At 60.4% G+C, this 22,972-nt stretch carries 23 protein-coding genes; 13 read left to right on the top strand and 10 right to left on the bottom strand.

All coding sequences use genetic code 11. The features are described from left to right. Positions 1–4: 4 nt before the first annotated feature. A complete protein-coding gene (locus PQQ86_RS23465; RefSeq protein WP_408272284.1) occupies positions 5–1,558 on the bottom strand; it encodes an AMP-binding protein in 1,554 nt (517 codons plus the stop codon). A gap of 98 nt (positions 1,559–1,656) precedes the next feature. Between PQQ86_RS23465 and PQQ86_RS23460 the strand changes: the two genes are divergently transcribed. Then, on the top strand, positions 1,657–2,547 hold the full coding sequence (locus tag PQQ86_RS23460; protein WP_408272281.1) for a LysR family transcriptional regulator: 891 nt from the start codon (positions 1,657–1,659) through the stop codon (positions 2,545–2,547). 21 nt (positions 2,548–2,568) lie between these two features. Here PQQ86_RS23460 and PQQ86_RS23455 read toward each other — a convergent pair whose 3' ends face one another. Continuing rightward, entirely contained in the window at positions 2,569–3,015 is a 447-nt protein-coding gene (locus tag PQQ86_RS23455) for a hypothetical protein (RefSeq protein ID WP_408193058.1), read from the bottom strand. A 438-nt stretch (positions 3,016–3,453) separates the two neighbouring features. On the opposite strand from PQQ86_RS23455, the gene PQQ86_RS23450 reads away from it, so the two are divergent. From PQQ86_RS23450 to PQQ86_RS23425, 6 genes are all read left to right on the top strand, one after another. Continuing rightward, entirely contained in the window at positions 3,454–4,368 is a 915-nt protein-coding gene (locus PQQ86_RS23450) for a LysR family transcriptional regulator (protein WP_408272278.1), read from the top strand. Positions 4,369–4,481: 113 nt separating this feature from the next. Further along, a complete protein-coding gene (locus PQQ86_RS23445; protein ID WP_408272275.1) occupies positions 4,482–5,672 on the top strand; it encodes a CaiB/BaiF CoA transferase family protein in 1,191 nt (396 codons plus the stop codon). 13 nt (positions 5,673–5,685) lie between these two features. Continuing rightward, entirely contained in the window at positions 5,686–6,642 is a 957-nt protein-coding gene (locus tag PQQ86_RS23440; RefSeq protein ID WP_408272272.1) for a hydroxymethylglutaryl-CoA lyase, read from the top strand. A 10-nt stretch (positions 6,643–6,652) separates the two neighbouring features. Next, positions 6,653–7,039 carry a VOC family protein gene (locus PQQ86_RS23435; RefSeq protein WP_408272270.1) on the top strand — a complete coding sequence of 129 codons (387 nt, stop codon included), beginning with the start codon at positions 6,653–6,655 and terminating at the stop codon, positions 7,037–7,039. Positions 7,040–7,141: 102 nt separating this feature from the next. Next, positions 7,142–8,089 (top strand): D-2-hydroxyacid dehydrogenase, encoded by a 948-nt coding sequence (locus PQQ86_RS23430; protein ID WP_408272266.1) that lies wholly within the window; start codon positions 7,142–7,144, stop codon positions 8,087–8,089. 32 nt (positions 8,090–8,121) lie between these two features. Next, entirely contained in the window at positions 8,122–9,579 is a 1,458-nt protein-coding gene (locus PQQ86_RS23425) for an MFS transporter (protein ID WP_408272263.1), read from the top strand. Positions 9,580–9,745: 166 nt separating this feature from the next. Here PQQ86_RS23425 and PQQ86_RS23420 read toward each other — a convergent pair whose 3' ends face one another. Both PQQ86_RS23420 and PQQ86_RS23415 read right to left on the bottom strand, forming a co-directional pair. Continuing rightward, entirely contained in the window at positions 9,746–11,548 is a 1,803-nt protein-coding gene (locus tag PQQ86_RS23420; protein WP_408272260.1) for an NAD(P)-binding domain-containing protein, read from the bottom strand. Between the two features lie 81 nt (positions 11,549–11,629). Beyond that, complete coding sequence (locus PQQ86_RS23415; protein ID WP_408272257.1) at positions 11,630–12,772, bottom strand: sigma-54-dependent Fis family transcriptional regulator; 1,143 nt, start codon at positions 12,770–12,772, stop codon at positions 11,630–11,632. Between the two features lie 234 nt (positions 12,773–13,006). Here PQQ86_RS23415 and PQQ86_RS23410 point away from each other — a divergent pair, with 234 nt between their 5' ends. Continuing rightward, positions 13,007–13,321 (top strand): helicase, encoded by a 315-nt coding sequence (locus tag PQQ86_RS23410; RefSeq protein WP_408272254.1) that lies wholly within the window; start codon positions 13,007–13,009, stop codon positions 13,319–13,321. 55 nt (positions 13,322–13,376) lie between these two features. Here the strand turns inward: PQQ86_RS23410 and PQQ86_RS23405 are convergent, their stop codons facing one another. Together PQQ86_RS23405 and PQQ86_RS23400 are read right to left on the bottom strand one after the other, a co-directional pair. Then, on the bottom strand, positions 13,377–14,150 hold the full coding sequence (locus PQQ86_RS23405; RefSeq protein WP_408272252.1) for an MBL fold metallo-hydrolase: 774 nt from the start codon (positions 14,148–14,150) through the stop codon (positions 13,377–13,379). Between the two features lie 47 nt (positions 14,151–14,197). Beyond that, the gene (locus PQQ86_RS23400; protein ID WP_408272248.1) at positions 14,198–14,605 is read right to left on the bottom strand and encodes a VOC family protein; all 408 of its coding nucleotides are present in this window, start codon (positions 14,603–14,605) and stop codon (positions 14,198–14,200) included. A 110-nt stretch (positions 14,606–14,715) separates the two neighbouring features. Between PQQ86_RS23400 and PQQ86_RS23395 the strand changes: the two genes are divergently transcribed. The 5 genes from PQQ86_RS23395 (at position 14,716) to PQQ86_RS23375 (ending at position 17,798) form a co-directional block, all read left to right on the top strand. Continuing rightward, positions 14,716–15,198 (top strand): MarR family winged helix-turn-helix transcriptional regulator, encoded by a 483-nt coding sequence (locus PQQ86_RS23395; RefSeq protein ID WP_408272244.1) that lies wholly within the window; start codon positions 14,716–14,718, stop codon positions 15,196–15,198. Positions 15,199–15,239: 41 nt separating this feature from the next. Beyond that, positions 15,240–16,472: an NAD(P)/FAD-dependent oxidoreductase gene (locus tag PQQ86_RS23390; protein ID WP_408279323.1), complete on the top strand. Its 1,233-nt coding sequence runs from the start codon at positions 15,240–15,242 to the stop codon at positions 16,470–16,472. Positions 16,473–16,596: 124 nt separating this feature from the next. Continuing rightward, positions 16,597–17,172, top strand: a complete 576-nt coding sequence (locus PQQ86_RS23385; RefSeq protein WP_408272242.1) for an RNA polymerase sigma factor — start codon at positions 16,597–16,599, stop codon at positions 17,170–17,172. Positions 17,173–17,184: 12 nt separating this feature from the next. Further along, positions 17,185–17,499 carry a hypothetical protein gene (locus PQQ86_RS23380; RefSeq protein WP_408272240.1) on the top strand — a complete coding sequence of 105 codons (315 nt, stop codon included), beginning with the start codon at positions 17,185–17,187 and terminating at the stop codon, positions 17,497–17,499. Continuing rightward, the gene (locus PQQ86_RS23375; protein ID WP_408272238.1) at positions 17,496–17,798 is read left to right on the top strand and encodes a 4Fe-4S dicluster domain-containing protein; all 303 of its coding nucleotides are present in this window, start codon (positions 17,496–17,498) and stop codon (positions 17,796–17,798) included. The genes PQQ86_RS23380 and PQQ86_RS23375 overlap by 4 nt, the downstream gene beginning before the upstream one ends. A 66-nt stretch (positions 17,799–17,864) precedes the next feature. On the opposite strand, the gene PQQ86_RS23370 is transcribed toward PQQ86_RS23375, so the two are convergent. Genes PQQ86_RS23370 through PQQ86_RS23355 form a run of 4 tightly spaced genes read right to left on the bottom strand, consistent with a single transcriptional unit; the run spans position 17,865 to position 22,955 of the window. Next, complete coding sequence (locus tag PQQ86_RS23370) at positions 17,865–19,103, bottom strand: MFS transporter (protein WP_408272236.1); 1,239 nt, start codon at positions 19,101–19,103, stop codon at positions 17,865–17,867. A gap of 15 nt (positions 19,104–19,118) precedes the next feature. After that, positions 19,119–19,673 carry a GAF domain-containing protein gene (locus PQQ86_RS23365; RefSeq protein ID WP_408279321.1) on the bottom strand — a complete coding sequence of 185 codons (555 nt, stop codon included), beginning with the start codon at positions 19,671–19,673 and terminating at the stop codon, positions 19,119–19,121. Positions 19,674–19,706: 33 nt separating this feature from the next. Then, positions 19,707–21,122, bottom strand: coding sequence for an MFS transporter (locus tag PQQ86_RS23360; RefSeq protein ID WP_408272233.1), 1,416 nt, complete (start codon positions 21,120–21,122; stop codon positions 19,707–19,709). 48 nt (positions 21,123–21,170) lie between these two features. Next, positions 21,171–22,955, bottom strand: coding sequence for a gamma-glutamyltransferase family protein (locus PQQ86_RS23355; RefSeq protein ID WP_408272230.1), 1,785 nt, complete (start codon positions 22,953–22,955; stop codon positions 21,171–21,173). Positions 22,956–22,972 lie beyond the last annotated feature (17 nt).

Below are 22,972 nucleotides of genomic sequence, written 5' to 3'. Positions count from 1 at the left end.
CTCTTCAATTGACTCGACGCGAGACGCCCTGCCAGTACTGCTCGCGAACCAGCTTGCGGGCGATCTTTCCGCTCGCGTTCTTGGGCAGATCGGCAACGAAGTTCACGGTACGGGGGAGCTTGTAGTCAGCGAGCCGCGCGCGGCAATGGGCGATGATCTCGTCAGCAATCGTGTTGCGTCCGCTCTTCAACACGACGACGGCCTTCACGCTTTCTCCCCACTTCTCATCGGGAACGCCAATCACGCACGCTTCCATGATGTCCGGATGCTGATAGAGCGAGGCCTCGACTTCGGTCGGATAAACGTTGAAGCCGCCGGAAATGATCATGTCTTTCTGACGATCGACGAGATAGATGTACCCTTCTTCGTCGACGCGCGCGAGATCGCCGGTCCGCAGCCAGCCGTCGACGAGCACTTCGCGCGTGAGCTCCGGCGCGCCCCAGTAGCCTTGAAACACGTCTGCGCCGCGAATGACGATTTCGCCCATCGCATCCGCGGTGACCTCGCGGCCGTGTTCGTCAACCACGAGCACTTCGGTCTCGCCTGTGGGCCGGCCGCACGACGCGAGCCGCTCAAGGCGATGTGCAATCGCGTCGGCATGATCGGCGATGGAAAGACGCGTGACGCCCGAGGTCGACTCGCTCGCGCCATAGCCTTGCGACAGCACCGGACCGATCCGCGCCCACGCTTCCTGAATACGCGCCGGCGCCATCGGCGCCGCACCGTAGCCGAGCATCTTCAGGCTCTTCAGATCGGCGGCGTCCAGTGCGGGATCGTTGAGAAGCATATTGATCATCGCGGGCACCATGAACACGTGCGTGATCCGCAGCCGCTCGATTTCCCGCAGAAAGTGCGCGGGCTCGAACGTGTCGAACAAGACGAGCGTGGCGCCCGAATACAGGTACGGCTGCATCAACATGCCGGACGCGTGGGTGACCGGACCGATCAGCGCGAGCCGGTCGCCGGGTTTCGCAGGGCAATCCATGCCCTGCAGAATCTTGCGCAGTGACGCGAGGCGGTTGCCGTAGGTCTGCATGGCTGCCTTGATCTTGCCGGTCGAGCCGGAGGAAAAGTGCAGCACGGCAAGATCGTCGGACGACAACGCGACCTCGGGCAAATTCGGGCTGGCGCGCGAGATCAGTGTTTCGTATTCGGTGTATCCGTTCGCGGGAACGCCGAGCGAAATGAACGACTCCACCGAACCGAACCCAGGCGACGCACGATCGTAAGCCGTGAATCCCTCGCCTGCGATCATGACGCGCGGCGCGCAATTCTCGACGACGTCAGCCGCTTCATGCGCCGTGAAGCGCGGATTGAGCGCGGCCTTGACGAGCCCTGCCTTGTATAGCGCGCATTCGATTTCCACCAGCTCCGTGCAGTTGCGGGCCTGAACCGCAACCCGGTCGCCTTTCGCGAGCCCTAAACCGAGCAGTGCATTCGCCAGCAAGGTCGAGCGCTTGTCGAGTTGACGGTACGTCAACTCGCGGCTGCGATGAATGACCGCAACGTTGTCGCCCCAATAACGCGCGGCGCGGCGCAGAAAGTAAGCAAAGCCCAATCGGTGTCTCCTTTATCAATGCTGGCGCTAGTCTGTAAGATGCATGCCATCACCACAATGCGGCGTTGGCTATAAAGCCATAGCCAATAGGAATGACCATGGAGACGCGGGATCTGGATTACCTGCTTGCGGTAGAAGAGCACGGCGGCATCGGCAAGGCCGCGGAGGCGCTGGGCATGAGCCAGCCGGCGCTCACGAAAGCCATCCAGCGTGTCGAGGCGCAGACCGGCCTCGCGTTGTTCCAACGCACTTCAAACGGGGTCGCGCCCACTCAGGCGGGTTCGCTATTCCTCGCGCGTGCGCGCCGGATTGCACTGGAATACGAGGATGCGCTGAAGGAAATGCACGCGATCCGCAGCGGTGAACAGGGCGTGCTGAGTCTGGGCTATTCGCCGACTGTGCCGGCGGCGCTCGTTCTGGGCGCATGTCGCCAGTTGCTGAAGGAACGGCCGGCTGCACGCCTGCGACTGCGGCGCCGGCTTGCGCGCGACCTTGTCGATTTGCTCGTTGCGGGGGAACTCGACCTGATCGTGGCGCCCGAGCCAAACCGGGATGCGGATGAACTATCTTTCGCCGAACTCTTTCGCGACAGTCTTTCCGTTCTTGCCGATGACTCGCATCCGCTGCACCGCAAGCGCAATCTGCGCCTCGTCGATCTGGCTGAGCAGGAATGGTTACTACCGGGGCCGACCATCGTGGTCCGGCAGCAAGTGGACGCAGCCTTCATCAGGCAAGGTCTCGCCGCGCCAAAGCTGCGCGTAGAAACCGACTTCGGCAGCACCTCGCTACTGCATCTGCTGCGCGGCACCGCAATGCTCTGCGTTGCAGGCACTGAATCGTTCGATGCGCTCGAAGGACTGCGCGCGCTCAACCTCGACACGAATGAACTCGACTTGCGCCGACACATCGGCGTGGTCTTCCGGAAGGGGGCTTACCTTTCTCCGCTCGCACAGCGTGCGATGGCGCTTCTAAAGGAATGGACGAACTGAAGGACGCGTGAGTCGTCGGCCTTAATGCCCGTTGCAGAAAACGGCCGTAAGAAAAAGTGGCACGACGTCGCGAATGGCCGCATCGCTGCCGGCCCGTCGTACGCTTGCCTCAACCGACGCCGCAGAGCCGGTCACCACCACGCCGTATGTTGGGGGCGTAACGGGTTGGCCGGTGCCTTGTTTGAAGATGGGATCGTTTTGCTCATACCCGAAAACGGCATAGACATGAAAGCCGAATGCCGTCAGGTTGCTGCCACTCGTGGGACGGAATGCGTTGACCGAGTTCGCTTCAATGCGCATTGGTTTTGCATCGATCGACTGCTCGTCCAGAAGCGGAGCAATGAAATCATGCGGGCTCGACTGGCAGTCCAGTTTTGCATCGAGCGCATAGGCATTGCACACGGCTGCAGAGAATCCCACGCCCAGCGACGGAATGGCGATCAGCATGCGGAGAACGGACAGTTTCATCGTAGTAGCGCGATCGTTCTGCTGGATTGCCCGCAAAGCCCGAGGACATGAGGCAGCAGATCGTTGAGATCCCAGAATCGTACGGCTGACCCGGCAAGTCTGTACGGTGACACTCAGATCAGTCAAAGCAGAAACGCACTGCACACGGTGTCCCGTATGCCCCGACGCCACATGGCGTTCACTGGAGCAGATAATAAATCACAACGAAGATCCGCATACGCCTGCACGACAATTGTGCATGTCCAAATTCGCGCGGGTAACGGTTGTCTCGCCAATTAAATCCGCTGCGAAGCAGCCTCCAGTATTGCAACGTCCAGCACCGTCCAGACCGGCAGCGTTCCACTCCCTGCTATGCTTCACACGAAGTCAGCCCGTCACGCCGGGCCAGGACCCGACGCGCAGAGCTTCGACTTCCAGCGCGCTAAACGCCATACACCCATGACCAGCTCTTCTCACTATGACCTGCAATCGCTGCGCCTTTTCATCGTCGTGGCAGAACTCGGCAGCCTGACGAAAGCGGCTGAGCGCACCTGCATGACGTTGTCAGCGGTCAGCAAGCGCATGGCCGACCTGGAGCGCAGCATCGATTGCACGCTCATGCTGCGGCAGCCGCGCGGCATCGAGCTGACTGCCGCCGGCAAGGGTCTGCTCGCGCATGCCCGGCAAGTCGCCGACCGCGTGAACCGCATGGCCAACGAGATGAGCGACTACGCCGCCGGCGTGCGCGGCCACGTGCGAGTCTGGGCCAACACGTCATCGATTATCCAGTTCCTGCCGCACGACGTGCAGGCTTTTCTCTCCGATAACCCCAGCGTGAAGATATCGCTCGAGGAGCGCTTGAGCGACGAAATCGTCGCGGCGATCCGCAGCGGCACCGCCGACATCGGCATCTTTGCGGACAACGTGCTGGCGCCTGGTATCGAGAAGACCGCCTATCGTCAGGACAAGCTCGTGCTGCTGGTGCCGAAAGACCATCCCCTCGCGTCTCTCGAAGAAGTCGCCTTCGCGGATACGCTCGACTTCGAGTACGTCGGCCTGAACGAAGGCAGTTCACTGCTCGCGCGGCTGCTCGATGCCGCATTCAGCGCGGACCGGGCCCTCAAGCTACGCATCCAGGTGCACAGCTTCGACGGCATCTGCCGGATGATCGAGCACGGGCTTGGCATCGGCATATTGCCCGAGGGCGCCGTACGCACCGAAATTCTCGCTACAGGCCTGCGCGCCGTGAAACTCACCGACGCGTGGGCGCATCGCACCTTGTGGATCGGCACGCTGTCGCGCGAAACACTGTCGCCCGAAGCGCTGCGTCTCCTCGACTTCATGTCCGGCCGCATAGACGGCACACACGGTTAAGCTCGCCGACCCTTTCCAGATCGGAAAGGGTCGTTGAGAATCCATTGATTTTCAGCACGCGCGGGTTGTCGCAAAGTGAGCGTCAAGAGAACGACGTTTGCAAGGAGACAACCGTGACGAAGCCACTAGAAGGCGTTCGCGTGCTTGAAATGGGCCAGCTCATCGCCGGTCCCTTCGCTGGAAAAATGCTCGCCGAGTTCGGTGCGCACGTCATCAAGATCGAACCACCCGGCACAGGCGACCCGCTGCGCAAATGGCGTCTGCTGCATGAAGGCACGTCCGTCTGGTGGGCGGCGCAATCGCGCAACAAGGAATCCGTCACGCTCGATCTTCGCTCGTCCGAGGGCCAGGACGTGGTTCGCCAACTGGTCGCGCAAAGCGATGTGCTGATCGAAAACTTTCGTCCCGGCACGCTCGAAAAATGGGGCCTCGGCTGGGAAGAACTGCATGCCTTAAATCCGGGCCTCGTGATGCTGCGCGTGTCCGGCTATGGGCAGACCGGCCCCTACCGCGACCGGCCCGGCTTCGGCGTCATCGGCGAAGCGATGGGCGGCTTGCGGCATCTGAGCGGCGAAACCGACCGCACACCCGTGCGCGTGGGCATCTCCATCGGCGATTCTCTCTCGGCTTTGCACGGCGTGATCGGCATCCTGCTCGCGCTGCGCCATCGCGATCAGAACGGCGGTGCGGGCCAGATGATCGACGTCGCGCTCTACGAGTCGGTCTTCAACATGATGGAAAGCCTGCTGCCCGAATACTCGGCGTTCGGCGCCGTGCGTCAACCAGCGGGCAGCAGCTTGCCCGGGATCGCGCCGTCGAATGCGTATCGCTGCAGCGACGGCAAATATGCCCTGATCGCGGGCAATGGCGACAGCATCTTCCGGCGTCTGATGGAACTGATCGGCCGTCAGGATCTGGCCGACGATCCCGCACTCGCTCAAAACGATGGCCGCGTAAAGAACGTCGAGCGGCTGGACGCCGCGATCGCCGAATGGACCCTCCGCCGCACGCTCAATGAAGTGCTCGCTGCGCTAAACGAAGCGCGCATTCCCGCCGGAAAAATCTACGACGTCGCCGACATTGCGAGCGACCCGCACTACCACGCACGCGACATGATTCTCGACGCCCAGCTCCCCGATGGCACGCCGGTGCAACTGCCCGGCATCGTCCCGAAGCTGAGCGCGACGCCAGGCACGGTGAACACCCACGCGCCCACGCTCGGCCAGCACACCGACGAGGTGCTGGAAAACCTCGGCATCGACACGACGACCCGCGACGCCTGGCGCGCACGCGGCATCATCTGAACAGGAGCACGGCATGAGCAGTAAGCGTCTGTATATCCAGGAAGTCGCCACCCGCGACGGCTTCCAGAACGAGGCCCGGTTCGTCGACACCGACGCCAAGATCGAACTGATCGATCGCCTGAGCGCGTGTGGTTACGCCAAAATCGAAGTGACCTCGTTCACTTCACCGAAAGCGATTCCCGCCTTACGTGACGCCGAAGCCGTGATGCAACGGATCGCTCGACGTGAAGGCGTCGTCTACACCGTACTCGTTCCGAACCTGCGCGGCGCGGAGCGTGCGCTGTCGTGCGGCGTCGATGAAGTCAATCTCGTGATGTCGGTCAGCGAGAGCCACAACCGCGCGAACTTGCGCATGAGCCGCGAGCAGTCGTTCGCCCAGTTACGCGACGTGATCGGCGTGGTCAGGCAAACGAAGGTGGCAATCAACGTGTCGCTGTCCACGGCGATGGGCTGCCCCATGGAAGGCGATATCGACCAGGCTGAAGTGCTGGACTGGATGCAGCGCTTCGCCGATCTCGGTGTACACGGCGTGACGTTGTGCGACACCACTGGCATGGCTTACCCATCGCAGGTTGGCGCGCTGTGCGCCGCCGCGCGCGAGCGCTTCGCCGCGCTCGAACTCACGCTGCATTTTCATAACACACGTGGCATGGCGCTCGCCAACACGCTAGCCGCGCTGGATGCCGACATCGACCGCTTCGACGCGTCGCTCGGCGGTCTCGGCGGATGCCCCTACGCGCCAGGTGCTACGGGCAACGTCTGCACTGAGGAACTGGTGCACATGCTCGAGCTCGACGGCTACGACACCGGCGTGGATCTTACCGCCGTGCTGTCCGCCTCCGCCCTGCTTCCTGGACTGATCGGCCACGACGTGCCGAGCCAGCTGCTCAAAGCCGGACGGCGCCTGGACCTGCACTCGATGCCTTGCAGCGCGGCTGACGGCTTGCCGGAACAACATGCATTTTCATAAGGAGCAGGACGTGGCACTCATCGACCACCTTGATCACCTCGTACTTACCTGCGTCAACTTCGCTGCAACGAAGCGGTTCTACACCGAAGTCATGCAGATGCAACTCGAGACGTTTGGCGAAGGACGTATTGCATTTCGCTTCGGTAATCAGAAGATCAATGTCCACGTGCGTGGCGCGGAATTCGAGCCGAAGGCCCACGTTCCCGTACCGGGCGCGCTCGACCTGTGCTTCATCGCCACCGTGCCGCTCGACGAAGTGATTGCGCATCTGGCCCGTTGCGAATGGCCGATTGTCGAAGGTCCGGTGGCACGCACCGGCGCTACGCAGAAGATTCGTTCCGTGTATGTGCGAGATCCCGATCTGAATCTGATCGAGATATCCGAACTGATGGGCTGATGGAATGACACCCTGCCATCCACGATCCGGCGATTTTCACGTGCCGTTCAGCAAACTGAACAGTGTGTCTTTGCGGCCCGCGCTAACCTGGGCGAGGGTTCAATGAACATCGTTCTGCTCGACAGCGGCACATTGCCCACGCCGCTCACCGCGCCGGCCTGGGCGAGCGAATGGTCCATTCGTCCGGCCACGCGCGCCGCCGACGTGGTCCATGCGCTAGAAGATGCCGCCATTGCGATCACAAACAAAGTGCCCATCCGCGCGGCCGATCTGCGACGTCTGCCAAAACTGCGCTTTATCTGCGTCGCCGCGACGGGCTTCGATTGCATCGATATCGATGCTTGCCGCGAATCCGGCGTGATCGTGTCCAATGTGCCGGGCTATTCGGCACAGAGCGTCTCCGAGTGGGCGCTCGCGTCGATCTTCGCGTTGCGGCGCAACCTGTTCGCTTATCGTGAGGCCGCTCGCATCGCCTGGCCGGGGTCGCCGCATTTCTGCGTGCAGGGTGCACCGATTCTCGACATCGCCGGTTCGACGCTCGGCATTGTCGGGCGCGGCGCGATCGGCAATGCGCTCGCACGGCTGGCTCGCGCGGTCGGCATGAACGTGATGTTTGCGGAGCATCGCGGACGGTCGACGATTCGCGAAGGCTTCACACCATTCGACGACGTAGTGCGGTCCGCCGACGTTCTCTCGCTCCACTGCCCGCTTACGGAATCGACTCGCAATCTCATCGACGCGCCCACGCTTCGCGCCATGAAACGCGGCGCGCTGCTCGTGAACAGCGCCCGCGGAGGTCTTGTCGATTCGGCGGCGCTCATCAAGGCGCTCGAGAGCGGCCACCTCGGCGGCGCCGCACTCGATGTACTCCCGCAGGAACCACCCGATCCGCACGAGCCCCTGCTCGCCTGTGCGCATCCCAACCTTATCGTCACCCCGCATATCAGCTGGGCGGCAACGCATGCCGCGAACCGGCTCAATGCCGGCATCGATGCCAATCTCGCTGCGTTCCATACGGGCGCCCCGATCAACGTGGTGAACGGCGCATAAGCCGACCCGAAAGCAAAGAAACGGAGACAAACATGAACACCAGAAATCTGGACGTGGGCGGCAGTGCGGCCGCCCATTCGCGCATTGCTTCACCCGAACCGAGCGCAGCCGACGATACGCACGCCCTTCATGCCAAAGCCACCACCGTGGGCGGCTGGATGGATAACATGCCCGCGGGCTCGCTACATCGATTTGTGGTGTGGGTGATCGGCATAGGCTTGTTCTTCGACATGTTCGAGATTTTCCTTGTCAGCTCGATCGGCACTGCGTTGCAGGGGGAATACGGCATCGACAGACACAGCACGGACTTCAAGTTGCTGCTGGCCTCGGCATTTATCGGCATGTTCTTCGGTGCATTTTTTCTGGGCAGCATGGCCGACCGCATCGGCCGTCGCAAGGCCTTCTTGTTCAACCTGATCTGGTACAGCGGCTTTTCGCTGATCGGCGCATTCTCGGTCAACGCCGAGATGCTGGTGATCTGCCGCTTCCTCACCGGCATTGGTGTAGGCGCAATCTATCCCGTTGCCGATAGCTTTCTGTCCGAGATTCTGCCCAAGGAGCGTCGCGGGCGAATGGCCGCATGGGCGTACACCACGTCGTATATCGCCGTGCCTCTGGTTGGATTCCTGGCGCTTTGGCTCAATCCTCTGCACTTCGGTGCCGTCGCAGGCTGGCGCGTTATTCTGGTTATCGGCAGCCTGGGCGCAATACTGGTTCTGCTTGTGCAACATAAGTTTCCCGAAAGCCCGCGTTGGCTACTGGCGCAGGGTCGCGTCGAGGAGGCTCATGCCATGCTTCGGCGCTTTGCCGCCAGTGCCGGCGTGACCGTGTCGGTGATCTCACCTGAAACCACCGTCAAGCGGAATCCAATGACGTTGGGCGAACGCATTGCCTTGCTGCGCGGTGCTCCCTATAACAAGCGCTACCTGATGTTGACCATCTTCCATCTGCTTCAGGGATTTGGTTACTATGGTTTCGGCACACTCGCCAGTACCGTGGTGAAAAGCCGTGGCTTTGACGTGACGGACGGTACGCTTTTTATCGCCCTGTCGTTTCTCGGCTACCCAGTCGGATCGTTGCTTTCGATTCCGCTGCTCAACTGGATAGAACGCCGCACGCTGGTTATCGGCGCCATATTGTCCATTGCAGTCTTTGGCCTGGGTTTTGCCTATTCCAACAACTCGGCGCTGATCGTTCTCTTTGGTGTGTTGACAACATGTGCATCGAACGTATTCAGCAACGCGTATCACGTCTACCAGTCCGAGATCTTTCCGGCCAGCGTGCGCTCAACTGCCATCGGCAGTACTTACTCGTTGTCCCGCATTGTTAGCGGCATGCTGCCTTTCGTATTGCTCCCCGTATTGAACCAGCAAGGAGCAGGCGCTATGTTCGGCATCATCGCCGCTGCGCTGATAGTCGTGGCCATCACGGTGCGAGTCTTTGGACCACGCACGACACGACGCAGCCAGGATGAAATCAATCCGGGTTAAGCCGCTCGTCGTGTTTCGCACGTGCTCGGCGCGTACTGCTTTGTTTCGGAAGGCGGCGCGCCGCTCAACGCCAATGGCAAAGGTATTGCGTCGATGCGCGTCACCCCCTATCCGGCCGTCTTAACACAGGACCGTAAGGAGCGCGCGCATCAACCACACATCGAAGTCAGGAAAGGTGATGCACTTCCTGCAGGCCATAAACCGGCGTCGCAATACCCTCCATGCGCGCCTTCAATTGCAGCGATAAATACTGGGAGTAGTGGCGCGACTGATGCAGGTTTCCGCCATGAAACCACAAGGCGGGCTGCTGCGTGGGCTTCCACATGTTGCGTTGTTCGCCTTCCCACGGCCCCGGATCTTTCGTCGTATTCGAACCCAGCCCCCACACCTTGCCCACTTTATCCGCCACTTCACGCGAGATGAGGTCGGCGGCCCAGCCATTCATCGATCCGTAACCGGTTGCATAGACGACGAGATCCGCCTCCAGCTCAGTGCCGTCGCTTAGCAGGACAGAGTGCTCCTTCAGTTCGACCACGTCTACACCGCTCTTCAGCTTGATCTTGCCGTCCGCTACAAGGTCGGCGGCGCCCACATCAATGTAGTAACCCGACCCGCGCCGCAGATACTTCATGAAGAGCCCCGAGTCGTCATCCCCGAAGTCGAGCATGAAACCGCGTTTTTCCAGACGGTCGTAGAACGCGGCATCGCGCTCCCTGATCGCATCGCATACGGGCTTTTGAAACGTGTGCAGGATCTTGTACGGGATCGATGCAAACGTCAGGTCGGCTTTCGATGTCGTCATGCCAGACGCTACCGCGCGCTCGGAATAGAGATCACCAAGAGCAAGTTCCATTAGCGAATCAGACTTCACAATATGCGTGGACGACCGCTGAACCATCGTGACGTCGACGCCCGCTTCCCACAGCGCCGCGCAAATATCATGCGACGAATTGTTCGCGCCGATCACGACCACTTTCTTGCCCTTGTACGCGTCGGGTCCAGGATGTTTCGACGAGTGATGCTGCTCGCCCTTGAACACATCCATGCCTTTGAACGAGGGGATATTCGGCTTACCCGACATGCCCGTGGCAAGCACAAGCTGCTTGGGCCGCAGGGTCAACGTCTCGCCGTCGTGCTCGACCTGGACCACCCATTCCGCCTTCGCTTCGTCATAGCGCGCGGACTTGCAAACAGTCGATCCCCAATAGTTCAACTCCATGACCTTGGTGTACATCTCGAGCCAGTCGCCGATCTTGTCCTTGGGCGTGAAAACCGGCCAGTTATCCGGGAACGGCAAATAAGGCATATGGTCGTACCAGACCGGATCATGCAAACACAGTGACTTGTAGCGGTTACGCCACTGGTCGCCAGGACGGGGATTCTTATCGACGATGATCGTCGGCACACCCAGTTGCCGCAGACGCGCGCCCAGTCCAATCCCACCCTGCCCGCCGCCCACGATCAAACAGTAAGGTTGTTCCGCTCGACCCAACGCCTGCGCTTCGGCTTCGCGACGTTCCTTCCAGCTCGTTCGGTCCATGCGCGCGCCATGTTCCGCACCCATCGGACGGCGGTTGCCTTTGGGTTCCTCATGGCCTTTCAATTCGCCCATGGTGGTCAGCAAAGTCCAGATCAGGCCATCCTTCACGCGGATAAAACCGCTGCCGCGGGCAACTTCCGTTTCGAAGGTGATCCACGCCTGGGCCACACCGCCGGCTTCAGTCGGTACTTCATTTTCGGCGATCCGCAGCCTGATCGGCTTGATGGCGTCGAGTTGTGCGTCGAGCATGGCGCCGATCTGGTCCCGGCCCTCCATGGTTTTGATATTCCAGGTGAACGCAACCAGATCGCGCCAATAGCACTCGGGTTGAAACAGCGCGACGGCCGCAGCGGTATCACCGCGTTTAAGCGCCGACTCCAGGGATTCCAGAACATTTTCAATAATCTGGTTTGCATTATTTTCAGGCATGGTTGCTCCTCCATTCGATACGGATTAGTGAAACGTCGAAGTAACGCGCGGGTTCTTTGCCCGCTGGATAACCGTGGACCGCTATCGCCGGTGAGGCGGGACAATGCCGAACTTCGCGATCCGTCTGTAAAGCGTCGCCCGCGAGATGCCCAAGGTTTTGGCTGTCTCGTCCGGATGCCATTTCGCATCCGTCAGGGCGGTGACGATGCGCTCACGCTCAAGGGCGTCGATATCGGTGAGTGTGGGTTGCGCCTGAGGCGCGGGATTCCGGGGCTTCGATGCAGGTTGCCGTTGCGCGCGAATAACGGGCGGACGAACGCGGGCATAGAGCGGCGAGCCGTTGCCCGCGAATTTGATCGAAACCATGTCGCGGCCCGGCCTGACATCCAGAAGACGCTCGGCGCGGACATCGAAAAGCTCGGAGACCGGTCGCGGCAGCCGATCGAGTCCAGGCACGCACTCTTTTGCCCGGCGATTCGCCGCGACTGCGTTTCCGTGCGCATCGAAGGCAATCAGAATCTCCGGCTGGGCCTCTACGTAGTGGCGGTTCCGGTGCGCCAGCAAAACCCAGTAATGCGTGGTCGCGTTGAGAAAGAAACTGTCTTCGATCAACACGGCGCTATGACGCACGATGTGGTTAATCAGACGCTGACTTTCGCGTTCGTCAGGCGAGCGAATCGCCGATGCATCCAGCACGCCGATCAGTTCGCCCTCCAGCCCGAAGATAGGCGAGGCGCTGCAGGTCAACGTGGTAAAGGCGGCCCGAAAATGATCGGTCTTATGAACGGTGATCGGCTGGGAATCGAGCAACACTGTCGCAACGCCGCAGGTTCCCTCTTCCTGCTCGGACCAGCAGGAGCCCAGATACAATCCCGCTCGTTTGAAGTCGTGCCGCCGATCCCGGTCAACGCGATAATCGATCGTCACGCCCTGTGCATCGGTGAGCATCACGCAGTAGTCCGCCTCGCGAACCGTCTCATGCAGACGCGAAAGGCATTCGCCCGACGCCCGCAGAACCGATTCTTCCCGATGTTGTACGTCGCGCAGTTCCGGCGCGCTCAGAATCCGCGGCCCCTTTGTCAGGCCGGGATCGAGATGATATTGCTCGAGCGAGCGCCAATACGATGAGGTCAGCCGCGTAGCATCGCCGCCGCGATCAGGCATTCGGCCTTCGATCAACCTGCGGATCCGATCGATGTGTCTCACTTGCGGAACATAGGGCATGAATGTCTCCGGTCGGCTCGGCGCGCATCGTCATTCAGTGGCACGCTTAGGATGACTTTTAACATGCGGGTTCCGGAACAGCACATTGCAGTGCACCATCATTTCCGGATGAGACTTTTGTCTCAGCCTTTCTGTTGTTGTGGGGCCTGAGCGCAACTCGATTTCCTAAGCAAGGAAAACGCGGATGCGTTACGCCCACTGCTAGAATACTTGCCTTTTTCCTTGGAGACGCACATGTCCTGGTTCATCTATGAAGTGCCCGAATACAACGAAGACGGGGCGCGCATCGAACCGTTCAGCGACCTGCGTAGCCGCGTCCTGAAAGTAAGTGGTCAGGCAATGGTCGACGAACTGGAAAGCGTCCGCGAAAACGCCGCGACGACGGCGAACACGCCCGCCCACCCGCTGCGCACCGCGGAAAATCCTCATGTATTCCCAATCCCGTATGCCGACTCCATGATCCTGGTCGGGTTCATCTTCGAACTGAAACGGGAAGCCCGGCATCTGGTGGTGTCACCCGTGGAGATGCCCTGGCTGAAAGACGCGTAAGACGGGCTATTGAGGCGAGAAGCGGGATAAGAAGCCGGATGAAAAACCGGCGCGATCAGGTACGTTTAGCCAGATAGGCGTCGACCAACTCAAGCAGCCGTTCTCGCCCGAAGCTCCCGTCGTGCCCGGCGTGAACCACTTGCACGGGCAATTCACGCAGCCGTTTCATGGTGCGCACATAGGTCGGAATATCCGCGCCGCCTATCTCATCCAGTAGCGGGCCATCGTAGATCGCATCGCCCGAGAACAGCGTGCCCGATGCCGCTTCCCATAGGCCAATGCTGCCCGGCGAGTGGCCGGGCAGATGCAGCACCTCAAAATGCCGGTTGCCGAGATCGACGATGTTCCCTTCCTTGACGATCTCTGTGACCGTTGCGGCCCGCACGTGATAGTCGGACATTGAGTAATCGGCGCTGGGTAGCGCCGTGATCAAATCGCCGTCGAACGGATAGCCGACTTCACGATACCGGCGAATGGCCGCCTCGCCCATTACCGATGCCAGAAGCGTGCCTCGCTCGCGCGGCGCGCGCAGGTTGTCTGCCTCCAGTTCGTGAACCAGCGTGTGTTCGAACTCGTGATGTCCGCCGATATGGTCCGAGTGCGTATGCGTCGCAACGGCGGTGACGCTCTTCTGCAGCAGGTGCTTCGCGGCATCCTGAAGACTGGCGATACCCATCCCTGTGTCGATCATCAGATCCCGGTCACGACCGCGCACATGCCAGATATTGCAACGCATCAGCGGGACGACATGAGGTTCCCAAAGCAGCGTGATGTCGTCGCTGATGCGTTTGAGTTCGAACCATCGGTCGGCAATGGGTAATCCGGTCATGCGGGGTCGCTCCACGAGTGAGAGACGTTACTCTGACACACTCCGCGTCAATGAGCGACGGCGTTCGCATCCATCCACATCACTTCCCAGATATGGCCGTCCGGGTCTTCAAAACTGCGGCCGTACATGACGCCGAAATCCTGCGTCGGGGTCGGATCGATCACCGTGCCAAAAGCCTTCGCCTTGCCGACCATGTCGTCGACTTCAGCGCGGCTGTCAGCCGTGATGCAGATCAGCACCTCACTCGTCGTGCGTGCGTCGGGAATCGCCTTGGTCGTGAACTGCCGGTATTTATCGTGGGTCAGCAGCATCGCGTGGATGGTGTCGCTCAACACCATGCAGGCAGCCGTGTCGTCGGTGAATTGCGGGTTGTTGGTGAAGCCGACCGCCTCATAGAAGCGCTTCGACGCGGCCAGATCATGCACCGGGAGGTTCACGAAAATCATCTTGCTCATCACTGTCTCCTTCAAGGAAGGTGCGAGTCGCGATTTGGCTCGCCACCGTGCTAGTATCTTAGTCAAATATATCTTAATGTAAAGATATATTTCATCGAGAGGAATTGACGATGGACCGTGCTGAGATTGCCGTTGAACAATGGGCCCGCGAACGCCCCGATCTTCCGGCCCTGCCAATGGCCGTGTTCGGCCGGCTGTCCGATGCCGCTGAACGCGTGATGACCGATCACATGAATCCGCTGTTCGCCGAAGCGGGGTTGCAGTCGGGCGAGTTCGATGTGCTCGCAACGCTCAGGCGCTCGGGCGAACCCTACATGCTCTCACCAACCCAGCTTTACGAAGCCGCGATGATCTCGTCGGGCGGCATGACCAATCGCCTCGACCGCCTCGAACGTGCCGGCTTGGTCGAGCGTCTTCCCGATCCCAATGACCGTCGCGGCAAGCTGATCGCGCTCACCGATGCCGGCAAACACGTGATCGACGAGACGATCGGCCGCCATGTCGCGAACGAGGAGCGGCTGCTTTCCGTGCTGACCCCGGCCGAGCAGGAAAAGCTCAACGCGTTGCTCAAAAAACTGATCGCTGGGCTCTAGGTCGCCGTGTCAGATCGGCAACAGGTGAATTCATGACCACAATGAAATTCGATACCGTCGTGCTCGGCGCGGGCATTGTCGGCGTGTGCGTTGCCGTGCATCTGCAGAAACGCGGCCGTAGTGTCGCACTGGTCGACCGCAAGCAGCCCGGCAACGAAACGTCGTTCGGCAACGCCGGGCTGATCCAGCGCGAAGGCGTGTACCCCCATGCCTTTCCACGCGACCTCGGCACCTTGCTTCGGTACGCGCGCAACCAGTCGCCGGACGTTCGCTACCATGCCGACGCCATACTCAAGACCGCACCGTTCCTGTGGCAATACTGGCGCAATTCTCATCCGGCCAAACATGCGGCCATCGCGAAGTCGTACGCGACGCTGATCGAGCATTGCCTGGACGAGCACCGCGCGCTGGCCGCCGCGGCCGGCGCGAGCGCGTTATTCCGCCCCACCGGCTGGATCAAGGTGTTTCGCAGCGAAAAAGCATGGGACGCGGAAACCCGGCTCGCTGAACGGTGGCATCGTGAATATGGCATCGAGTTCGAATCGCTGGATGCGGGCCGCCTGCAACAGAAGGAGCCCGATCTCGACAAAGCACTGCCAGGCGGCTTGCGCTACCTGGCATCCAATTCCGTAAGCGATCCCAACGCACTCGTCACCGCCTACGCGAAATATTTCGAAGCGCTCGGCGGACGGTTTTTCATCGGCGATGCGGACTCGTTTCGTGAAGGGTGGGCGGTCGATACGCAAGCGGGAACGATCACGGCTTCGTCAGCGGTAGTTGCGTTAGGGCCGTGGTCGGATCGCGTAACTTCGCGGCTCGGTTATCGCTTGCCGCTCGCCGTGAAACGCGGGTACCACATGCACTACGCGCCAGAGGCAGGGGCTCGCCTGAATCATCCGATTCTGGACGTCGAGAAGGGCTACGTGCTGGCTCCCATGGCAAAGGGCATCCGCTTGACCACGGGAGCGGAGATCGCGCACTGCGACGCGCCCAAAACGCCCACGCAGCTCGCCGCGGTCGAGCCGATTGCGCGTACGCTATTTCCATTGGGCAAGCGTCTTGACGATGAACCCTGGATGGGACGACGCCCCTGCACACCCGACATGATGCCGATCATCGGGCCCGCGACACGCCACCAAGACTTGTGGTTCGCTTTTGGTCACGCGCACCACGGGCTGACACTAGGCCCGGTGACGGGCCGGCTGATCGCCGAGATGATGACCCATGAGGAAACGCTCGTGGACACCCAGCCGTTCAGGGTGGAGCGGTTCTAGGACCTGGCCGCGCAGCGAACGGCCGATATCACCGGCTTCGGACCGAACACCCGCGCCACCGGCGTAGCAACGCTATTTTTTCCGGCGCCGACAATATTCCTGATCGTGAACCGTCTACAGACGTATGGAACCGCCGCGCACCCCGAAATCGATGATCGAACGAGATACCGACATCACTGCAACTGTGTTGCGTGAGCGTACAAAACTCGGGAATTTCATCCGGCGTCGTGTGCACGATCAGGGCGACGCTGAAGACATCTTGCAGGATGTCTTTCACGAGTTCGTGCAAGCCTACCGCCTCCCTGCGCCGATCGAACAGGTTAGCGCGTGGCTGTTCCGCGTGGCGCGAAACCGCATCATCGACCGCTTTCGCAAGCGCCGTGAGCAACCGCTGGCTGAAATGGTCGACGACTCGGATGACGCCGAGTATCGACTGGATCTCGCCCTGCCGGCAACCGACGCCGGCCCTGAAGCCCTCTATGCAAGGTCGGTGCTGCTGGAGGCCCTGCAAGACGCGCTCAACGAATTGCCGGCGGATCAGCGCGACGTGTTCGTCGCTCATGAACTGGAAGGGCGCAGCTTCAAGGAGCTCGCATCCGAAAGCGGTGTCGGCGTGAACACACTATTGGCACGCAAGCGTTACGCGGTCCTGCATCTGCGCGTTCGCTTGCAAGCCGTGTATGACGAACTGAATATCTAAAGGAGCAGATAGATGAGTTTCAAACTGAGGTGTTTCGGCAAGGCACTGCTGATTCTGGTGGGCATTGCCGTGCTGGGATGGATGGTGATGGCGCTATGGAATTGGGTTATCCCGGCGCTGTTCATCGGTGGCCGTGCGATCGATTTTCCGCACGCAATGGGCCTGCTGATTCTGAGCCGGATTCTGTTTGGCGGCTTTCGAGGACGCGGCGGTTGCCACGGACGCAGGCATTGGCGCCGGTGGGAACGGATGACGCCCGAGGAGCGCGAAAATTTTCAGAAGAACCTGTCGTCCGCTGACGGCAAGCGCCCGGAGGATCGCGCATGAGCACCGCTTCGACATCCGCATGCAAACAGGCCCCGGGCGTCATTGCTCCCGTGGTCAATCTGAAACGGTGCGAAGGCAAGGGCGATTGCGCGGTAGTCTGTCCCGAGAACGTTTTCGACATCCGCCGGATCGATACGGCCGACTACCAGCAATTGGGCGCACTGAACAGATTCAAGCTGCGCGTACACGGAATGAAAGTCGCGTACACGCCAAACGCCGATGCGTGTCGGGCATGCGGTTTGTGCGTGACTGCATGCCCCGAACGTGCTATTACGTTAGCCCGGATCGGGGCGCAATAAAGTCTCGCATATTGCTTCGCGTCGATCAGACAGACGCACAACGTTTTCGCCCATGTTGCCCATGGGCTAACGTTGTGTGTCATACAGCCGGTCTGGAACAAAAACCGCGGTGACGCCGCTTAGAAAGAAAACTCCACCGACCACCAGAAATCCAATACCGATAGAGAATTGGGTGGCAATGTAGCCAATAATAATGGGGGCCGCGCCCGAGCAAAAACGACCGATGTTATAGGAGCCGCCCACGGCTGTCCCACGGATGGCGGTAGCGAAACTCTCAGACATGAAGGTGCCGATCGTCCCCAGCGGCACACCATACAAAAACCCGAAAACAAGCATCAGGTACGCAATGTTGTCGCGCGTATGCCAGAAAATGATCACCGGCAGAAAGAGCGCGGCGCCCACACAGCCAAGCACATAAACACCTCGCCGACTCCAGCGGTCACCCAGCCATCCCGCAAAGATCTTGCCGATGAAGGCGACCACGTAAGCGCCAATCATGTACCCGGCCATTGCGCCGAATTTGATGTGCAGTTCCTTTTCCAGGTAAGTCGGCAACCAGTTGTTCAAACCGTAGAATCCGGACAGTGCGAATAACGAGGCTAAGGTCCACAGAATGAATAAGGTTCGCGACTGCCGGTTACTGAAAATCTGATAGTAACGGTTGGTGCGATGCCCACGTTCGCCCTTGCGGCTGGCTGCGCGGCTCGCCTGCCATGCTGCCGGCTCCGGCACGGCAAATTTTATCGCCAGCGCCAGCAGTACAGGAATTGCCGACACGTAGTAGAGCGTACGCCAGCCGTAGTGCGGCAAAATCCAGTTGCTGAGCGAGATGACAACAATGTAGCCCGCGGAAATGCCGGTTTGCAACACGCCAAGAATCAGCGAACGCCGCTCCGTGGGTACGTATTCGGCAACCAGCGTGGTGACCAGCACCATGCAGCCGATGCCCAACGAACTGATAAACCGCACGACCGCAAATTCCAGAAAACTGTGGGTAAAACCCAGCAGCCCTGCGCCGAGCGAAAAGAGCGCCAATGCCCAGACCACGACCCGCACCCGCCCCAGGCGATCACTGGCCCAGCCGCCGAAAATGCCGCCAATGGCCATACCAACCAGGGTCAAGCTGCCCAACGCCCCCGCCTCGACATTGCTCAAACCGAATTCGTCCTTGATTCGCGTGAGCGTCAGGCCGTACATCATCACGTCCGCGCCATCGGCTAGTAATGCGAGGTAGCCCAGGACGAAGACAAGCACCCAGGTGTTTTGGGACTCGGCGGATCGGGTCAAGGTTGTTCTTGTATGCATTTGATCGTAGTGACCTCAGAGACGCGTGACGCTATCAGCGTGCATCATGTTGCACCTGATTAGTGCGGGTGCGAGAAAGGAGCCAATCAGCACGCCCATTTCCTCGTGCCGGCCCGTGTACCACCCTTCCTTGTGTGTCATGTTCAGCGTGCCGACGCACACCCCGTCGTACGCAACCGGAATGTTCAGTATCGATCCGAGTCCCATGCCGGTCATCACCGCGTGGTCGTCGAACGCCTCCCGGATGCCTTGCGTCGTTTCCGCGCGAAATGGCTTGAGATCCTGCAATACCTGGTTCGCCCACGCGGTGCCGCGTTTTTTCTTACGGCCTCCAATTGGGTACACGTCCGGCATGTTTGTATAAACGCGCTCGACCTCCTCGCGCTGCGCGTCATATGACATGATCGTTAAAAGGCCGAAGCCTATCGCGCTCGCAGCCAACGCGTGAACCGCACGGAAAATCTCGGTGGGTTGGTTTCTCAGCCGCATGACTATTGCTAGTCGTTCGAGGTCTGAAATATCCAGCGTTTTTGGGGCTGGTGAGACTGAATCAATCGGATTGCCTGGCATTATCTGTCTGTGTAGTTGGGACATCACGCACACTCAGCCGCGCAATTCGGTCGAGCTGAGCGGGACGTGCAAATCCTGGGGCTGGCCGGTGCCGCTCTCTTCGATATCTTCGAGCGACCGGTTGCGGGTCTCGATACCGAGAAAGAACACCACGCAGGCCCCTACCAGCAAGACCGTGGTGGTCATTGCGAACACGCCCAGGAATCCGAGCACCGGATAAACAAGGCCGACCAGAATGGGAGCGCTTACCGAGCCAATCCGGCCGAAAGATGAGGACGATCCGGTACCGGTTGCTCGCACAGCGGTCGGAAAAACTTCAGGGGTGTACGCGTACACCCCTGCGAATGCGCCGTTCATGAAGAACGACAGGCAAATACCTGCGGCCATGATCTGTAAGCCGGTATGGGAAAACGCGAGCGTGATCGCCGCAATTCCGCCCAACAACATGTACGACGCCACCACGCCCTTTCGGCCGAGCCGTTCATTAAGCCATGCCGCAGTGAAGTATCCGGGGATCTGCGCTCCGTAAATCGCGATCGAATAACCAAAGCTTTTCGTCATGGTGAGCCCCTCCTTGAGGAGCAGGCTCGGAATCCAGGAGAAAAACGAGTAATACGCAAACGCGACCGAGAACCACATCAGCCAGCTCACCGCGGTCGTACGCGCCAATCGCGGCGACCACAGCGTCAGCACATTCTGTAGCGCGTTGCCCTTCGCAGGCGCCGATGCAGGCATGGTGCCGCCGAGGGACGCAACGGGCGCCAGACTGATACCTTTGCCTGCAAACCACGACTCGATTGCGCTCACAATGCCATCCGCCTCAGCGACCCGCCCCTGGCTCTCAAGCCAGCGTGGCGATTCGGGCAAAGTTCTTCGCCACCAGAGGAGCATGACAACGGGCAACGAAGTCGCCACCGCCAGATATCGCCAGCCTTCGGCAAAGTTACGCACGACGGTGAAGCCGAGAATCGACGAACCCAGATAGCCGAACGACATGAAGCCGACGAGCGCGCCGCAAAAGATGCCCCGGTAACGCCGTGGCACAAACTCGGCCAGAAACGGTGCGATCACCACGGTCTCGGCGCCAGATCCAAAACCCGCGACGATACGCAATGCGAAAAAGGTGTGCCAGTCGGTGGCGGTTGCGCTCGCGAGCGACGCACAACAATAGATTGCAAGCGCGCTCATCATGATGCGACGACGCCCGATCACATCGGCGAGCACACCCGACAGAAAGGCCCCAAAAAAATAACCGATGTAGGTACTGCTCGCGACGAGGCCCGTCTCGGCACTCGTCAGGTGCCATAGCTTGCTCACGACGGGTAGCAGGAACGCAAGCGATGACGAATCGAGTCCGTCGAACATGTACCCCAACCCGCCGATCAGCAGGAGCTTGCGATGAAAACCTGATAAAGGCAGTCGCTCGAGTCGGGCGGCAATAGCAGACACGGCATGTTCTCCCTGACGAAAATGGATACGATTTCTGGGCCGCGAAACTTATCGCCCGATTGCGTATGCCTGCATTTGACGAGGTGTTGCTGCGCCACGCATCAGACCATTTCTGATCCCGACCGCGCAGACACGGCCCAGCGACCAGGGCTCGGCCACGGTCAAGTCATGTCCACGCGCACGTAACGCGGCAAGCGTGTGTTCCGGAAAATTGGACTCGGCGGACATCTTGCCCAGTTGCATCGAACGCGGATAAAACGAGCCGGGGAAATGCGCCGTCTGGAACGAGGGCGAATCCACCGCAGCCTGGAAGTTCATGCCGGCATGCACGTGCCGGAGAAACAGCTGGATCGACCACTGATCCTGCTGGTCGCCACCCGGCGTGCCGAATGCCGCGTAGGGCCTGCCCTCGCGGGTAACGAGCGTGGGCGAGAGCGTCGTGCGAGGGCGGCGCCCCGGGCCAAGCGAGGACGGCAGACCCTCTTCCATCCAGAACATCTGCGCGCGCGTGGTCACGTTAAAGCCGAGACCGGGCACGGCCGGCGAGGCCTGCAGCCAGCCACCCGACGGTGTTGCCGAAACCATGTTGCCCCAGCGATCGACCACGTCGAGATGAACCGTATCGCCGCGCAGTTCAGGCAGCGGCGCAAAGGTCGGTTCGCCCTGGCCGAAGCCGCCGGACTGTTGCCTTCCCGCATTGGCCATGATCAGCGCGGCACGCTGTTCACTGTCGCCCAACTTGCCGGGGCGGAATTCGAACGACGCATGGCCGGGATCGATCAAGCGGCGGCGCTCGTCGTTGTAGGCGTCGCTCAGAAGCACATCCATGGGCACATGCGCAAACGCGGGGTCGCCGTAAAACACCTCACGATCGGCGAACGCGAGCTTTGAGCATTCGATTATCGTGTGCACGAAATCAGGGCCTATCGGATCCATCGCACTGAGATCGAAGCCCTTAAGGAGCGCGAGTTGCTGCAGGAACATCGGCCCCTGGCCCCAGGGGCCCGTCTTGTGAACGCGGAAGCCCTCATAGTCGTATGAAACCGGGTCTTCGTAGGACGGCTCCCAACGCGCGAGATCATCCGCGTTGAGCAGACCGTAGTTGCGCTGACCGGAAGTATCGAGAACGGCAGTTGACCGGAAGTAGTGATCAATAGCTTCGGCCACGAATCCGCGATAAAAAACCTTGCGGGCAACTTCGCACTGCTCCGCACGATCACTGCGGGTATTCGCCTCCGCGAGAATGCGCCTGTACGACTGCGCAATCGCCGGATTGGCGAACAGTTGGTTCGGCATCGGCGCGTCGCCGTTGCACAGCCATTGCTCAGCCGAAGTAGGCCATTCAGTCTGGAAGAAATCCTTGATTGCCAGGATCGACGACGTCATGCGCGGGAGAACCGGATAGCCGTTCTCCGCATAGCCGATCGCATAGCTCAGGACGTCTTCGAGCGGCAGTTGACCATAGTCGCGCAGCATCGCCATCCAGGCGCCAAATGCGCCAGGTACTACGGCCGGCAGCAACCCCGTACCGGGAACGACTTCGAGACCCAGCTCACGCATGCGCGCTATCGTCATTCCTGCCGGCGTCACGCCCTGCCCGCACAGAACGCGAACACGTTCCTCGCGCGCACTGTAGAACACAACCGGCAACTCGCCGCCGGGACCATTCAGATGCGGCTCAACGATCTGCAGGACAAAGCCGGCAGCGGCTGCCGCATCGAACGCATTTCCCCCCTTCTCCAGAACGGCCATCGCTGACGCGCTCGCCAGCCAGTGCGTGGAGGCCACCATACCGAATGTGCCAATCAGCTCCGGGCGGGTTGTAAACGACATGCGCGACTCCTTTTGCG

The sequence above is a fragment of the Paraburkholderia sediminicola genome, from assembly GCF_046026675.1.
Taxonomy (GTDB): domain Bacteria; phylum Pseudomonadota; class Gammaproteobacteria; order Burkholderiales; family Burkholderiaceae; genus Paraburkholderia; species Paraburkholderia sediminicola_F.
Note: the sequence above shows the minus strand (reverse complement) of the source record. Positions and strands in the feature narration are given on the sequence as shown.

Excerpts from the sequence above, each read along its gene's own strand:
- PQQ86_RS23460 (WP_408272281.1), top strand. The coding sequence starts at position 1,657 with ATGGAGACGCGGGATCTGGATTACCTGCTTGCGGTAGAAGAGCACGGC.
- PQQ86_RS23455 (WP_408193058.1), bottom strand. The coding sequence starts at position 3,015 with ATGAAACTGTCCGTTCTCCGCATGCTGATCGCCATTCCGTCGCTGGGC.
- PQQ86_RS23450 (WP_408272278.1), top strand. The coding sequence starts at position 3,454 with ATGACCAGCTCTTCTCACTATGACCTGCAATCGCTGCGCCTTTTCATC.
- PQQ86_RS23440 (WP_408272272.1), top strand. The coding sequence starts at position 5,686 with ATGAGCAGTAAGCGTCTGTATATCCAGGAAGTCGCCACCCGCGACGGC.
- PQQ86_RS23430 (WP_408272266.1), top strand. The coding sequence starts at position 7,142 with ATGAACATCGTTCTGCTCGACAGCGGCACATTGCCCACGCCGCTCACC.
- PQQ86_RS23425 (WP_408272263.1), top strand. The coding sequence starts at position 8,122 with ATGAACACCAGAAATCTGGACGTGGGCGGCAGTGCGGCCGCCCATTCG.
- PQQ86_RS23420 (WP_408272260.1), bottom strand. The coding sequence starts at position 11,548 with ATGCCTGAAAATAATGCAAACCAGATTATTGAAAATGTTCTGGAATCC.
- PQQ86_RS23415 (WP_408272257.1), bottom strand. The coding sequence starts at position 12,772 with ATGCCCTATGTTCCGCAAGTGAGACACATCGATCGGATCCGCAGGTTG.
- PQQ86_RS23410 (WP_408272254.1), top strand. The coding sequence starts at position 13,007 with ATGTCCTGGTTCATCTATGAAGTGCCCGAATACAACGAAGACGGGGCG.
- PQQ86_RS23405 (WP_408272252.1), bottom strand. The coding sequence starts at position 14,150 with ATGACCGGATTACCCATTGCCGACCGATGGTTCGAACTCAAACGCATC.
- PQQ86_RS23400 (WP_408272248.1), bottom strand. The coding sequence starts at position 14,605 with ATGAGCAAGATGATTTTCGTGAACCTCCCGGTGCATGATCTGGCCGCG.
- PQQ86_RS23395 (WP_408272244.1), top strand. The coding sequence starts at position 14,716 with ATGGACCGTGCTGAGATTGCCGTTGAACAATGGGCCCGCGAACGCCCC.
- PQQ86_RS23390 (WP_408279323.1), top strand. The coding sequence starts at position 15,240 with ATGAAATTCGATACCGTCGTGCTCGGCGCGGGCATTGTCGGCGTGTGC.
- PQQ86_RS23385 (WP_408272242.1), top strand. The coding sequence starts at position 16,597 with ATGGAACCGCCGCGCACCCCGAAATCGATGATCGAACGAGATACCGAC.
- PQQ86_RS23380 (WP_408272240.1), top strand. The coding sequence starts at position 17,185 with ATGAGTTTCAAACTGAGGTGTTTCGGCAAGGCACTGCTGATTCTGGTG.
- PQQ86_RS23375 (WP_408272238.1), top strand. The coding sequence starts at position 17,496 with ATGAGCACCGCTTCGACATCCGCATGCAAACAGGCCCCGGGCGTCATT.
- PQQ86_RS23370 (WP_408272236.1), bottom strand. The coding sequence starts at position 19,103 with ATGCATACAAGAACAACCTTGACCCGATCCGCCGAGTCCCAAAACACC.
- PQQ86_RS23365 (WP_408279321.1), bottom strand. The coding sequence starts at position 19,673 with ATGCCAGGCAATCCGATTGATTCAGTCTCACCAGCCCCAAAAACGCTG.
- PQQ86_RS23355 (WP_408272230.1), bottom strand. The coding sequence starts at position 22,955 with ATGTCGTTTACAACCCGCCCGGAGCTGATTGGCACATTCGGTATGGTG.